The 14471-nt window shown below is 50.6% G+C and carries 12 protein-coding genes; all 12 read left to right on the top strand.

The window, feature by feature from the left end; translation table 11 throughout:
• Window positions 1-226 precede the first annotated feature (226 nt).
• On the top strand, window positions 227-373 hold the full coding sequence (locus tag BLQ88_RS36655; RefSeq protein ID WP_176884898.1) for a hypothetical protein: 147 nt from the start codon (window positions 227-229) through the stop codon (window positions 371-373).
• Window positions 373-2463, top strand: a complete 2091-nt coding sequence (locus BLQ88_RS04820) for a glycoside hydrolase family 2 protein (RefSeq protein ID WP_090147267.1) — start codon at window positions 373-375, stop codon at window positions 2461-2463. Before BLQ88_RS36655 ends, BLQ88_RS04820 begins: the two co-directional genes overlap by 1 nt.
• Window positions 2464-2546: 83 nt before the next feature.
• Window positions 2547-4820, top strand: coding sequence for an FAD-dependent oxidoreductase (locus tag BLQ88_RS04815; protein ID WP_090147266.1), 2274 nt, complete (start codon window positions 2547-2549; stop codon window positions 4818-4820).
• A gap of 126 nt (window positions 4821-4946) precedes the next feature.
• Window positions 4947-6125: a TSUP family transporter gene (locus BLQ88_RS04810; protein ID WP_229212581.1), complete on the top strand. Its 1179-nt coding sequence runs from the start codon at window positions 4947-4949 to the stop codon at window positions 6123-6125.
• A 165-nt stretch (window positions 6126-6290) separates the two neighbouring features.
• Entirely contained in the window at window positions 6291-7478 is a 1188-nt protein-coding gene (locus BLQ88_RS04805) for a trans-sulfuration enzyme family protein (protein WP_090147264.1), read from the top strand.
• A gap of 26 nt (window positions 7479-7504) precedes the next feature.
• Complete coding sequence (locus tag BLQ88_RS04800) at window positions 7505-7732, top strand: UPF0175 family protein (protein WP_090147262.1); 228 nt, start codon at window positions 7505-7507, stop codon at window positions 7730-7732.
• A complete protein-coding gene (locus BLQ88_RS04795; RefSeq protein WP_090147261.1) occupies window positions 7725-8189 on the top strand; it encodes a PIN domain-containing protein in 465 nt (154 codons plus the stop codon). Before BLQ88_RS04800 ends, BLQ88_RS04795 begins: the two co-directional genes overlap by 8 nt.
• Window positions 8186-8887 (top strand): phosphoadenylyl-sulfate reductase, encoded by a 702-nt coding sequence (locus BLQ88_RS04790; RefSeq protein WP_090147259.1) that lies wholly within the window; start codon window positions 8186-8188, stop codon window positions 8885-8887. The genes BLQ88_RS04795 and BLQ88_RS04790 overlap by 4 nt, the downstream gene beginning before the upstream one ends.
• A gap of 122 nt (window positions 8888-9009) precedes the next feature.
• On the top strand, window positions 9010-9963 hold the full coding sequence (gene cysD, locus BLQ88_RS04785; protein ID WP_229212580.1) for a sulfate adenylyltransferase subunit CysD: 954 nt from the start codon (window positions 9010-9012) through the stop codon (window positions 9961-9963).
• Between the two features lie 94 nt (window positions 9964-10057).
• Entirely contained in the window at window positions 10058-11302 is a 1245-nt protein-coding gene (locus BLQ88_RS04780; protein WP_090147258.1) for a sulfate adenylyltransferase subunit 1, read from the top strand.
• A gap of 77 nt (window positions 11303-11379) precedes the next feature.
• The gene (locus tag BLQ88_RS04775) at window positions 11380-13608 is read left to right on the top strand and encodes a nitrite/sulfite reductase (protein WP_090147256.1); all 2229 of its coding nucleotides are present in this window, start codon (window positions 11380-11382) and stop codon (window positions 13606-13608) included.
• Window positions 13609-13684: 76 nt separating this feature from the next.
• On the top strand, window positions 13685-14452 hold the full coding sequence (cobA, locus tag BLQ88_RS04770; protein WP_090147255.1) for a uroporphyrinogen-III C-methyltransferase: 768 nt from the start codon (window positions 13685-13687) through the stop codon (window positions 14450-14452).
• Window positions 14453-14471 lie beyond the last annotated feature (19 nt).

Here is a 14471-nt window from a genome sequence, read left to right as displayed (position 1 = left end):
ACGACGGCGGCTTCATGGATTGCAGAAGAGACGAACCTTCGAGATGTTGTTGCATGCCTACGGCATTTTCGGGAAGTGTATAGTCCGTTTAGTGCTACCAATGTTGCATCCCTGACGGGATTTTAAATCAGAATTAAAGAAGGTCACTCATTGAAAACGCAAGTCCCGCTAGGGACGTAACATTGGTAGCAATGGAATTTGAATTGAGATTGAAATGCCGTCAGGCATGAAACAACAAGGCGAACGAAAAGCGATGGCGGCTAAATGGATTGCCAAAGAGATGAATGCCACATATGCGCTGACTTCCACGATTCAGTTAAACAAAAATCAACCTCCTATAAAACAAAACCCCAAACTGAACAACATCACATAATGAAACGATTCACCCTTTTAACCTTTTCGATTTTACTCTCATTAACCTGCACGAAAGTTTCGGCGCAGCAGAATATAGCCCAGCCGGGTGCGGCCCAGCCGAATGCGGCCCAGCCGGGTGCGGCCCGATACCATATCCGGCAGCCAAATGCGATCCCGCTGCATGGCGAATGGTGGTTCCTGCTCGATCCTGCGGGGTTGGGTACTGCGAACCGGTGGTACCGCGATAGCATTGCGCAGGAAAACCGCCAGGACAAGGTGACGGTGCCGCATTGCTTCTCGACCGATCCGCGCTATGAATTTTACACAGGTACGGCCTGGTACCGCAAGACTTTTGCCTGGAAACCGACCACCGGCAAGCGCGTCATCCTGCATTTCGACGGCGCCTACTACAAAACCAGCGTGTGGCTGAATGGCCAGAAAGTCGGTGAGCATGAGGGTGGGTATACGCCATTCCGCTTCGATGTGACGGAACAGCTGAAAGATGGTAATAACCTGCTTGTAGTGGCTGTCAACAACGATACGTGGAAAACAAATACGATCCCCGGCATTAAAGACACGGGCAATATAAACGACGGATTTGTGGGCTGGGTGAACTATGGCGGCATTGTCCGGCCGGTTTACCTGACGATCGAACCGGAAGTTTATACCGAAAATGTGAAGATCGAGACCCTGCCCGATCTGGCGAAGGGATCGGCTGTGGTGAAGGCTAAACTCAGGGTCCGGAATGCTTCTGCGAATGCGGCCACGCCGAAAATCGATCTGACGATTTCGCAAGACAAAAAGCCTTTGACTTTGAAATGGAAAACCAATGCGGCCAGTATTCCGGCTGGACAAACGGCGGTGGTTGAAGCGGAAGCTGCATTGTCGGCGGCACAGGTGAAGCTCTGGGACCTTGACCAGCCTAATCTTTATGAACTGAGAACCATTGTTGGGGCGGATACGCTGGCATCTGACTTCGGTATCCGGAAAATCGAAGTGAGCGGCGTGCAGATTCTTTTGAATGGCAAGCCTGTGAGAGTCGGTGGTGGAAACCGGGTGATCGATTACCCCGACCTCGGCTCGCTGGAACCGGACTGGCTCGTGGAAAAAGACTTCCGTTTGATGAAGGAGGCGGGTATGGAATTCCAACGCCTCACCCATTACACGCCATCCGAATACTTCTATAACCTCGCCGACCGCTACGGAATGCTCATCATCACCGAAGCCGGCAACTGGCAGCTCACACCGAAGCAAATGGACAATGACTCGATGCGGACGAAGTTCCGCTCGCAGTTCCAGGAAATGGCCGAGCGCGACTGGAACCACCCCAGCGTGATCGCGTACAGCGTCGGTAACGAGTACGGATCGACCACCGCTTCCGGCCAGCGCTGGACCAAAGACATGATCGCCTACGCACGCGAGCTCGATCCCACGCGCCTGTACACGTTCGCGAGTATGCTTTTGAACTCGCTACCTGCAAAAGCGGAGGACGAGGCCAGCCAGTATGTCGATTTTATTTCTACAAACACTTACGGCGGCCATGCGAAGTCATTGGACCACATTCACAAGCTGTACCCAAACAAGCCTGTATTTATTAGCGAATGGGGCACCCGCTCGGACGGGAAGAACGGCGAGGCCGGACAAGCGCAGCATTTGAGTGATGTAATGGTTGAAATCCGCAAACGACCGTTTGTGGCCGGCGCATCTTGGTGGACTTATAATGATTACCGGAGCAAGTTATTCGGTACCAATGTGAATGGCTTCCGCCCGTGGGGCATTGTAGGGCCGGACCGTTCGCCGAGGTTGGCCTATCCGGTGCATCAGCGAGAGTTTTCGCCGGTTATTGTTGAAAAAGTAAGTTTCCAAACCGGTGATCAAGGAGTTCACCAGCTAACTGTGAAAGTCACTTCAAGAGGTGATTTTCCTGCAAAAGCCATCAAAGGATATACGCTGAAAGCCGGGGAGGCAAGCATTGCATTACCGGATCTTAATCCGGGAGAAAGCAAGGACGTGGTAATACCGATCAGGGGATTTGATAAACAAATCCACATTACCGTGCACAAACCGACCGGCTTCCTCACCACCCAAACTGACATCGATCTTAAATAACTACCCGCGTGTAATGTTTCGGCCAGGCTACGACGCTGGGCTGCGATAGTACATGCAACCTATGACATTAAAGACTTGAAAAGATGATAATCGGAGAATCAACACACAAAAGAGAACCTAAAACCATTGCGCTGGCAGCAGACCTGGTGATCACAGGCGGCGGGCTCACGGGCACGTGCGGGGCCATTACCGCCGCGAGGGCCGGGTTGAAAGTGATACTGGTGCAGGACCGCCCCGTGTTGGGAGGCAACTGTTCAAGCGAGGTCAGGCTCTGGATCCTGGGCGCGACCTCGCATATGGGAAACAACAACCGCTGGGCGCGCGAAGGCGGCGTGATCGACGAAATCATGCTTGAAAACGCCTATCGCAACCCGGATGGCAACCCGCTGATCTTCGATACGGTACTGCTCGAAAAGGTCACGCAGGAAGCGAATATCACACTTCTGCTGAACACAGCGGTTTACGATCTTGATAAAACACAAAATGGCGATAAGATCCAATCATTGCACGCATTTTGCAGCCAGAATAGTACCAAATATGTGCTGACCGCGCCGCTTTTCTGCGATTCGTCTGGCGACGGTATCGTGGGGTTCCTGGCGGGGGCTGCGTTCAGAATGGGCGCGGAGTCTATGGAAGAATTTGGCGAGAAGTTTGCGCCGGACAAAGCCTATGGAGAGCTTTTGGGGCATTCTATGTATTTCTATTCCAAAGACATGGGCCGACCGGTAAAGTTTGTACCGCCTTCGTTCGCTTTGCAGGACATTACTGAAATCCCGCGTTATAAAACTTTCAACCCCAGGGACTTCGGCTGCCGGTTGTGGTGGCTGGAATATGGCGGCAGAATGGATACCGTGCACGATACCGAACAAATCAAATGGGAGCTTTGGAAAGTTGTGTACGGTGCCTGGAATTACATTAAAAACTCCGGCGAATTTCCCGAATCCGAGAACCTTACGCTCGAATGGGTGGGCGCTATTCCCGGCAAGCGCGAAAGCCGCCGTTTTGAAGGCGATTACCTATTGAAACAGCAGGACGTAGTCGAACAACAAGTGTTTCACGACACCGTCGCATTCGGCGGTTGGAGCCTCGACCTCCACCCTGCCGATGGCGTGTATTCGGATCAGGACGGCTGCAACCAGTGGCATAGCAAAGGCGTTTACAGCATCCCTTACCGCTGTTTTTACAGTAAAAACATTGAAAACCTGTTCATAGCAGGCCGCATTATCAGCGCCACGCACGTAGCGTTCGCATCCACACGCGTGATGGCCACGAGCGCTACGGGCGGACAAGCCGTGGCGATCGCGGCGGCGGTTGCCAAAAAGCACAACTGTTCGCCCCGGGAAGTTGGTGAAAAGCATTTGGAAGAATTACAGCTGGAACTATGGCGCTCGGGCCAGTATCTGCCGCAAACCGCCATTTCCGACCCAGGTAATCTCGTTAACGAAGCGCAAATAACGGCTTCCTCCACTTTGGAATTGACCAAACTAAACGGCTCTGGCCAGTGGAAACCCATCACACATTCAGTCGCACAAATGCTGCCTGTGAATGGTCAAATGCCTTCTGTAACAGTTTGGGTAGAAGCTGCGCAGGATACTGAACTGAATGTGGAGCTGCGCAAAAGCAGCAAGCCGTTCAACCACACGCCTGATGTGACTTTGAAAAGTCAGAATTACCGTTTGATAGCCGGCAGGCACGAACTGGTTCTGGAATGGGACAGCTATTTCCCGGAGGAATGCTACGCGTTCGTTTGCTTCCTGAAAAATGAGCACATTCAAATCCAGTACAGCGAACAGCGCGTAACCGGGCTGGTAACAGTGTTCAATGCCACCAATCCAGCCGTTTCCAACTACGGGAAACAGGAGCCGACCGAAGATTTGGGTGTAGATACTTTCGAATTCTGGTGCCCGCAGCGCCGCCCCGCGGGTTTGAATCTCGCATTCACATTAAGGAAGCCTGTTTCACTCTTTGGCACGGAAAACCTGAAAAATGGCTGGCACCGCCCTATTGCCGGTCCTAATGCGTGGGTAGCCGCTATCGACGACCGCGCACCTGAAATCCAACTACAATGGGATGATAATCAAAGCATTTCAAAAATCGATTTCGTATTCGATACCGATTTCGACCATCCGATGGAGAATGTTATTTACGTGCACCCTGAAACGGTAATGCCCTTTTGCACCCAGCATATTGAAGTACTGGATGATGCCGGCAACTGCATTGCGACCATTCATGACAATCACCTGACCAAAAGAACAATAGCGCTGAACACTCCCCTAACGACGCGTTCGCTGAAAATCAGGCTACAAAACAGCCATTCGCACGTGCCGGTATCGCTGATGGAAGTCCGTGTTTATTAGGGCGGCTTCCGTTTTATTCTTTGAAAACTAATAAATTGATCTTAAATTTGCCGTCCTGAAATAGCAAACATTAGTTTGCTATTTTCTTGAAAGTTTACTCTATAATTATAGTATACTACATAGACTTTGAAGGAAGCGGCGGATTTTACACCCTCAACTGAAAGCAACGAAAAGAACTGGGAATCGCTACAAGTGGCCTATATCGCAAGTGGTGATCCTGAGGAAGATCGGCGTTTGGCTGCGCTTGCGCGCGAGCAGGGCAAGGCTGTTTTTCTGCGCGACCTGCCTGAGGAATCCGACGAAATCTTTCAATCGGGTGCCGTTTCCCCGGCAGATGCTTCTCCGGCCATTCCGGCTTCTAAAAATAGTACAAAAATACCCCTGACGTGGGAGACCATCCAGCAAAAGCTCTGGGCAGCCACCGTACGCAAACGGAGCCGCACGGAAATCGCTGTTAACATCTTCTCCGCGATCGCATTGATGATCGTCGGCCATTTACTTTTCAGCTTCTTTTCCTACGACAGACTTACCCTTCTCTGGAACGAACTGGAAGTGAGCGAAGGCTTCTTTTATTATGTTCTCGGTGGATTTGTAGCCCAGATGATCGACGGCGCCCTGGGCATGGCCTACGGCGTTACCGCTTCGACGTTCCTGCTCACATTAGGCGTTCCGCCTTCGGCCGTAAGCGCCAGCGTACATACTTCGGAGATCTTTACGAGTGGTGTTTCGGGTTATATGCACCTCAAATTCGGGAATGTGAACAGCAAATTGTTCAAGAAGATACTCTTTCCGGGCGTACTCGGAGCGATCGTCGGTGCTTATGCGCTGTCGTCCCTCGAAAAATACATTTACATCATCAAGCCGCTGGTGGCAATTTATACGTTGATCCTGGGAATCCTTATTATCCAGAAAGCGTTAAAGAAACGAGTTGAAAAAAGGCCGATCAAGAAAATCGGCTGGCTGGCGATGGCAGGCGGAACGCTGGATTCCATTGGCGGCGGCGGCTGGGGCCCGATCGTTACTTCGACCCTCATCGCACGCGGAAGGCATCCTAAATACACCATCGGCTCTGTGAACCTCGCGGAGTTTTTCGTGTCGCTGGCAAGCTCGGTTACATTCATCAGCATTATCGGATTTTCACACTGGCAAGTGGTGCTCGGCCTTATCCTCGGTGGTATGGTTTCCGCGCCCATCGCCGCCACACTATCCCGCCGCCTGCCGATCAAAACCATGATGATCATGGTAGGCACGATCGTCATCATCGTCAGCGTGCGGATTATTTATATGGTTTTGAGTTCGCTGTAAGCGATGGGCTTTAAGCTATAAGCTTTAAGCCATAGGCTGTAAGCAAATAGGTTGAGGACTAAATCAAAACCGCGTTATTGAGTGATATTATTTGATTAACAATAGATTTAAAAAAAGCTTAAAGCCTAACGCTTATAGCTTACAGCTTAAAGCCTACTGCCATCTATGAAAAAACAAACCAAAGCGATACGCACCCAGACCAGCAAAACGAAGTATCGCGAGCATTCGACTCCCCTTTTCCTGACCAGCAGCTTCACTTTCGAAAGTGCCGAGCAGGGAAAAGCGCTTTTTGAAGAAACCGAGGAAGGCAACATTTACAGCCGGTTCTCCAACCCGAGCGTGCAGGAGTTTGTAGACAAGGTTTGCATGCTGGAAGGCCTGGAAGACGGCGTAGCTACTGCTACCGGTATGGCGGCGGTATTCGCGAGCATGGCTGCATTGCTGAAAAGCGGTGACCATATCCTCGCCTGCCGTGCATTATTCGGCTCGGCGCACCAGATCATCACGCAGATTTTGCCTAAATGGGGCATTACCTATACCTACCTCGACGCAGAAGCCAGCGAAGCGGAATGGGAAGCGGCGGTACAGCCTAATACCCGCATGATCTACCTCGAAACGCCATCCAACCCCGGTTTGGACCTGGTAGACCTGGCGATGATCGGCCGCATTACGAAGAAGCACAACATTATTTTCAATGTAGATAACTGCTTTGCCTCACCCGCATTGCAAACCCCGGCCGATTTCGGCGCCGACCTCGTATTGCATTCCGCCACGAAGTTCATGGACGGACAAGGCCGCGTGCTGGGAGGTGTGGTTGTAGGTAAAAAAGAATATATCAAAGACTTACGCTTTTTCTGCCGTCAAACCGGCCCATCTATGTCGCCATTCAACGCATGGGTGCTGAGTAAAAGCCTTGAAACGCTGAACCTGAGAATGGAGAAGCATTCTTCCAATGCATTGGCCCTCGCTACTGCTTTGGAAAAGCATCCGGATGTGAAGTCGGTGAAATATCCATTCCTGGAATCGCATGCGCAGTATAACCTGGCCAAACAGCAGATGAAAGCCGGTGGTGCAGTGGTAACCATTGAACTCGAAGGCGGTTTCGAACGCGTGGCGGCATTTATGGATGCATTGGAGATCGCATCGCTATCCTCCAACCTCGGCGACACCCGCACGATCGTCACCAACCCGAACACCACTACCCACGCCAGATTAAAGCCCGAAGAAAAGGCTCCGCTGGGCATTACCGAAGGTTTGATCCGCATTTCGGTAGGTTTGGAAGACATCGACGACCTGATCGAGGACTTCACCAATGCTGTGGAGGTGTCGGTGAAAAGTGGTATATTGGAGTAGGATAAACGATACAATATAATAGCAGTATGAAGGCACTGACCATCAACTTACCGGAGTCCCTGGATTCAGAAGAATTTGAAATCAAAATGCTTCTGGCAGGTCAACTTTACGAACGTGGTAAGGTTAGCGCTGGTCAGGCTGCGGGTATCGTCGGTATCAGCAAAAGATCTTTCATTGAAATCATGGGACGGTTTGGATTTTCCCTTTTTGGTGATTCGATGGAGGATTTGAAAGGTGATATCGCCAATGCGTGATGCCCTTGTAATCGCCGATTCCAGTTGCCTGATCTTGTTATCCAAAATCGAAGAGCTGGAAATCCTGAAAAGCATTTACAAGCGGATTTTTGTCACAAAAGAAATTGCAGGAGAATTTGGCAATGATCTGCCCGAATGGATCGAAGTCAGAGAAGTTGAAAATAAAACACTGCAAGCGCTGTTTGAAGAAATTCTGGATTTGGGAGAAGCGTCGGCACTGACCCTCGCATTCGAAACGCAGGACTGTACGGTCATCCTGGACGATCTCAAAGCCCGGAAAACGGCAATAAAAATGAATATCAAGGTAACCGGCACGGTCGGGGTGATTGTGAAAGCCAAAAAGGAAAACAAAATCCCCTCAGCCAAAGCGGTTTTCAAAAAAATACTGGAAACTGATTTCCGGATCAGCGACCGCATATTAAACGAGGCTATCCAACTAGCCGGAGAACAACCATGAACGAAACATTAGCATCTTTAAACGCTGCCATCGAAGGCAAAAGTGAAATCGAATCGCTCGCGATTCTGGCGGATCTTTTTCCCGGTGAAGTCGTTTTTTCAACCAGTCTCGGATTTGAGGACCAGGTGATCAGCGACCTCATTTTAAAGAATAACATCAATATCGGCATCTTTACATTGGATACCGGAAGGCTTTTCGCGGAGACTTACATGACTTTGCAGAAGACCAACAACCGCTACGACACCAAAATCAAGGTGTATTACCCGCAAACGGAGGCCGTAGAGAATATGGTGAGCACCAAAGGGCCTCTCAGTTTCTATGAATCCATTGAAAACCGTAAGGAATGCTGCTTCATCCGCAAGGTAGAGCCGCTTAACCGTGCCCTTAAGGGCGCGGCAATCTGGGTGACGGGTATCCGGGCAGAACAGTCGGGAAACCGTCATGATATGCCGAGGCTCGAATGGGACGAAGCACACCAGCTCTTCAAATTCCACCCGATTTTGCATTGGTCTTTCGAAGAAGTGAAACAATACGTAAAATCGAACGGCATCCCTTATAACCCATTGCACGACAAAGGCTTCGTCAGCATAGGCTGCGCGCCTTGTACCCGCGCAATCCAGGAAGGCGAAGATTTCCGCGCCGGAAGATGGTGGTGGGAGGATGAATCGAAGAAAGAATGCGGGTTGCACGCGAAATAGCCGTAGGCTATAAGCTTTAAGCCATAAGCACTAGGTTTTAAGTTTACGGTTTACGGCTTACAGCCTAAAGCATAAAGCTTACAGCAACAGCCCTTTTAACATTTAAATCAATAACCAAAAATATGTCAATTTCAGTGAACGAGGCCTCCGACATCCAACGGGAGATTAGTGAACGCAGCGCTCCGGATTACCTGGATCAGCTGGAAGCAGAGGCCATTTACATTATGCGTGAAGTAGCCGGCCAGTTTGAGCGCCCTGCCCTGTTGTTTTCAGGAGGTAAGGATTCGATCACATTGGTTCATTTGGCTAGGAAAGCATTCGCACCGGGCAAAATCCCCTTCCCGCTGGTGCACGTCGATACCGGTCATAACTTCATCGAAGCGATCGAGTACCGCGACCAGCTGGCCGAAGCAATCAATGCGAAACTGATCGTTCGTTATGTGGAGGATACCATCAAAGCGAAAGGATTGAAAGAGCAAACCGGCAAGAATGCAAGCCGTAACTGGTTGCAGACTTTCACTTTGCTGGATACCATCGAAGAATTTGAATTTGACGCATGCATCGGTGGCGCACGCCGCGACGAGGAAAAGGCACGCGCGAAAGAGCGTATCTTCTCGTTCCGCGACGAGTTTGGCCAATGGGACCCGAAACGCCAGCGCCCCGAGCTTTGGAATTTGTTCAATGGCCGCATTCAGAAAGGTGAAAACGTACGCGTGTTCCCGATCTCGAACTGGACCGAGCTGGATGTGTGGGCTTACCTGAAAAGAGAAGGTATCGCATTGCCTTCTATCTACTTCGCGCACGAACGCGAACTGATCCTGCGCGACGGTAAACTGCTGAACAACACACCGGTAATCGAACCCGATCCGGAAGATCAGATTGTAACCCGCCAGGTACGTTTCCGCACCGTGGGCGATATGACCTGTACCGCAGCCGTAGAATCCGCTGCAGCCACCCTGGACGAAGTTATCGCTGAAATCACCGTTTCAAGAATCAGCGAACGCGGCGAAACCCGGATTGACGACCAGCAGACGGAAGCAGCGATGGAAGATCGGAAGAAGGGCGGATACTTTTAAGGAGTTCAAAGTTCATGAGTTTATGAGTTCGATATTAAACGACTCATAAACTGAACTCATAAACTCTAAACTCATAGACTTTAAACTATTACCAGTGGATTTACTAAGATTTATAACAGCAGGCTCCGTTGACGACGGCAAAAGCACATTGATCGGGCGCTTGCTTTACGATACAAAAAATATCCTGGCCGATCAGATGGAAGCCATCGAGCGCGCCAGCAAAACCCGTAACGCGGGGGAAATCGACCTTGCATTGCTGACGGACGGCCTGCGTTCGGAGCGCGAGCAGGGCATTACCATCGACGTTGCTTACAAATATTTCCAGACGCCGAACCGCAAGTTCATCAGCATCGATGCGCCGGGGCACATCCAGTACACCCGTAACATGGTGACCGGTGCTTCCAATGCGGATCTGGCCATTATCCTCGTTGACGCGCGTCATGGTGTGGTAGAACAAACCCGCCGTCACTCGCTGATTGCTTCCATGCTAGGCATTCCGCATGTGATCGTGGCGGTGAACAAGATGGATTTGGTAGGCAACTCGGAAGATGCATTCCTTGAAATAGCCAAATCTTACACAGAACTCGCTGAGAAGCTGTCTATCAAAGACCTGACAATCATTCCGGTAAGCGCATTGAATGGTGATAACATCGTGGAGCGTTCGGAAAGCATGAGCTGGTACACCGGCGAGACATTGCTTTCGGTGCTCGAAAATGTGAATGTCCTGAAAGATCAGAACCAGGAAGACGGCCGTTTCGCGGTACAATATGTGATCCGCCCTCAGACGGACGAGCTGCACGACTACCGCGGCTATGCCGGCCGCGTACAAAGCGGTACTTTCAAAAAAGGTGACGCGATTAAAGTATTACCTTCTGAAAGAGAATCTAAAATCGCTAAAATCGAATTTGGCGGAAACGAAATAGCGCAGGCATCTGTTCTTCAATCTGTAACGATATTACTGGAAGACGATATCGATATCAGCCGCGGCGACACGATTGTAACGGTAGACAACTCACCGATCGTGAGCCAGGATATCGAAGCGCTGGTGTGCTGGATGGACGACAAGAAGACGCTGAAACCCGGTAATAAATACGTTTTGCAACACGGTACGGCACGTTCACGCTGCTCGATCCGTGGCATCGAATACCAGATCGACATCAACTCTTATGAAAAACTGGATGAGGTAGAGGCCCTGAAACTGAACGACGTAGCAAGAATCGTTCTGCGGACAGCCCAGCCCATCGCATACGACCCCTATCAGAAGAACCGCGCAAACGGCGCAGCGATCCTGATCGACGAAACGTCCAATGTGACGGTTGGGGCTTGTATGATCGAGTAACGTTGGGCTTCTATCCCCAACGTTATCAAACTATTGAATAAAAATATACTATCCCGATAGACGATTAGAATATCATCATGAGCGAATTAATCATTTCTGACAAAGTATCCGCCGTTGCGAAGCGCGATATCGTTGACCTGCAACAAAAAATCGGCGGTTTCTACTCTGGTGAGACGCCGGAAGAAGCATTCCGTAAATTCCGCCTTACACGCGGTGTGTATGGTCAGCGTCAGCCCGGCGTGCAGATGATTCGTATCAAATTGCCTTACGGACGCATTACAGCCGATCAGCTGGTCCGTATTGCAGATACTTCCGACAAATTTGCAACCGGTAACCTGCACGCAACTACGCGCCAGGATATCCAGCTGCACTTTGTAAAACTTTCGGACTCGCCCCAGCTTTGGGCGGACCTGGAAGATGCGGGCATCACGCTGAAAGAAGCTTGTGGTAATACGATCCGTAACGTTACGGCGTCGTCTGTCGCGGGTATCGATCCGGATGAGCCGTTCGATGTGACGCCGATCACCCATTCGATCTTCACCTATTTCCTCCGCAACCCGATCAACCAGGATATGGGCCGGAAGTTTAAAATTGCCGTTTCTTCTTCTGAAAAAGACAGCGCATTGGCATTCATCCACGACGTGGGTCTGATCGCTAAAATGGGCCAGAACGAAGCGGGCGAGACGGTTCGTGGTTTTAAAGTGCTGATTGGCGGCGGCCTTGGTGCACAGCCATTCTCGGCGCAGACTGCATTCGAATTCCTCGAAGAAGATAAAGTAATCCCGTTCATCGAAGCCATGCTTCGCGTGTTCGACCGCTACGGCGAGCGCGTACGTCGCCACAAGGCGCGTATGAAGTTTCTTTTGAACGACCTCGGCCTCGAAGGCATGATGGAGAAAGTGGAGGAAGAGCGCAAAGCGGTTAAAAACAAGATTTTCCAGATTCCGGAAGACCTTTTCGGAACCAATGAATACGAGTCGATCAACCACGCGCCTCGTCCGGCATTGTCCGAAGCGGAAATCCTGAAAATCGCGACAGAAAGCATCGACGCCGACAAGCTCGATATTTTCACCAAATGGCTGCGTACCAATACATTCGAACAAAAACAAAAAGGCTGGTATGCCGTGCAGCTGCGCGTGTTGCTGGGCGATATGAACTCGGATACCGCACGCAGCCTGGCTGATGTAGTCCGCCAATATGCTGCCGACGATATCCGCGTAACCGTGAACCAGGGCTACATTCTTCGTTTTGTAAAAGGCGAAGACCTGGTAGCCATTTACCACGAACTCGCAAAACTCGGTTTAGCCGCCCCAGGTTTCGACAGCACGATGGACATTACCACCTGCCCCGGAACCGATACCTGTAACCTCGCGATTTCCAGCAGCTACGGTATTACCCGCGTTCTGGAAGATGTAATGCGCGAAGAGTTTCCTGAAATGATTTATAATCAGGATATTAAGATTAAAATCAGCGGCTGCATGAACGGTTGCGGCCAGCATAATGCGGCCAACATCGGCTTCCACGGCAGCTCGATCAAGAACGGTAAGCTGGTACTGCCGGCTTTGCAAGTATTGCTCGGCGGCGGTTTCTCCGGCGACGGCATCGGACTGATCGGCGATAAGGTGATCAAAGTCCCTACCAAACGCGGACCGGAAGTATTGCGCCTGCTTTTCAATGATTACGAAACAAATGCGCTGGAAGGTGAGTATTTCAACCAATATTACCTTCGTCAAACCAAAAATTACTTCTTCCAACTCCTGAAACCACTCGCAGACCTGACGACCGTTCAGGACGACGATTACCGCGACTGGGATCACGATGAGCTGTTCAAAACGGAAATCGGTGTCGGAGAATGTGCTTCGGTATTGGTTGACCTTGTAGCGACGACCATTATCGAAGGTCAGGAAAAACTGAATCTGGCAAAGGAATCTTTCCAGTCGGACGTTTGGGCAGATGCCATTTACCACGCTTATAACGTGTTCATCACCGGCGCGAAAGGTTTACTGATGTCGAAAGACGTGACTACCAACACGCAATACGGCATTATCAACGATTTCGAAACGCATTTCGGACAGGATTTCAAATATGATGTCCCTGCCGGATTTGAAGTAGAAAATCAAGCTGAAACCCCATTCAAAGCATTGGTATTCAGCATTAATAAATTCGAACCAAGCGAAGCATTCGCGAACTATTTCATTAATACTGCCGAAAACTTCCTGAATTTCGTCCGCGACACCCGCGAGGCGCAATTGGTCGAAACCGGAGAGCCTGCATTGCAAGAGCTTTCATTCGGAAAGGATAGTTAAAAAAACGGTGGTCGGCGGTCAGCGATCGGTGGTCAGATTTGACCGCCTATCGCCGACCGCCGACCGCACTTTCACCATGAAACTGACACTTATCGGTGCAGGCCCGGGCGATCCCGACCTGATCACCCTCAAAGGAATCAAGGCCCTGCAAAAAGCACGGGTCGTGTTATACGATTCACTTGCCCACCCCTCATTACTGGATTACTGCCCGGAAGATTGCGTCAAAATCCTCGTCGGCAAACGCTTCGGCAAAACGAGCTGCGGCCAGGACGAAATCAATGATCTGATCGTCGAGAAAGCACGTCAATACGGAGAGGTAGTGCGCTTGAAAGGCGGCGACTCGTTCATATTCGGTCGCGGTTACGAAGAAATCCTTTTCGCGGCGGAGCACGGCATTGAATCGGAAGTCATTCCCGGCATTTCGAGCAGCTACGCGGTACCGGCATTGGCGGGTATTCCGCTTACTTCACGCGGCGTGAGCGAAAGCTTCTGGGTGATTACCGGCACTACGAAGCAGCACGAACTTTCCAAAGATGTGCGGCTCGCAGCGCAGTCCACCGCTACCGTCGTCATTTTAATGGGCTTGCACAAGTTGCAGGAAATCGTCGCCATTTACTCCGAATTAGGTAAAACCGACGAATCCATTTCCATTATCCAGAACGGCACGCTTGAAGAGCAGAAAGTCGTGACCGGTAAAATCGGGAACATTGTACCGCTTTCACAAGTAAGCGAAATGGCTTCGCCGGCGATCATCGTCATCGGAAAAGTAGCGGCATTACCGGATCTTTCGTACGACAAAGTGCGGGGAATGATGCAAAATTCGCAGTCCGTCACTGCGGATTAACAGAATGAAAATAGCTGAA

It is taken from the genome of Dyadobacter soli (assembly GCF_900101885.1).
Taxonomy (GTDB): domain Bacteria; phylum Bacteroidota; class Bacteroidia; order Cytophagales; family Spirosomataceae; genus Dyadobacter; species Dyadobacter soli.
This window is presented reverse-complemented; position numbering and strand designations above follow the sequence as displayed.

Coding starts and splice junctions, on each gene's coding strand:
- BLQ88_RS36655 (WP_176884898.1), top strand. CDS start 227: ATGAAACAACAAGGCGAACGAAAAGCGATGGCGGCTAAATGGATTGCC.
- BLQ88_RS04820 (WP_090147267.1), top strand. CDS start 373: ATGAAACGATTCACCCTTTTAACCTTTTCGATTTTACTCTCATTAACC.
- BLQ88_RS04815 (WP_090147266.1), top strand. CDS start 2,547: ATGATAATCGGAGAATCAACACACAAAAGAGAACCTAAAACCATTGCG.
- BLQ88_RS04805 (WP_090147264.1), top strand. CDS start 6,291: ATGAAAAAACAAACCAAAGCGATACGCACCCAGACCAGCAAAACGAAG.
- BLQ88_RS04800 (WP_090147262.1), top strand. CDS start 7,505: ATGAAGGCACTGACCATCAACTTACCGGAGTCCCTGGATTCAGAAGAA.
- BLQ88_RS04795 (WP_090147261.1), top strand. CDS start 7,725: ATGCGTGATGCCCTTGTAATCGCCGATTCCAGTTGCCTGATCTTGTTA.
- BLQ88_RS04790 (WP_090147259.1), top strand. CDS start 8,186: ATGAACGAAACATTAGCATCTTTAAACGCTGCCATCGAAGGCAAAAGT.
- cysD (WP_229212580.1), top strand. CDS start 9,010: ATGTCAATTTCAGTGAACGAGGCCTCCGACATCCAACGGGAGATTAGT.
- BLQ88_RS04775 (WP_090147256.1), top strand. CDS start 11,380: ATGAGCGAATTAATCATTTCTGACAAAGTATCCGCCGTTGCGAAGCGC.
- cobA (WP_090147255.1), top strand. CDS start 13,685: ATGAAACTGACACTTATCGGTGCAGGCCCGGGCGATCCCGACCTGATC.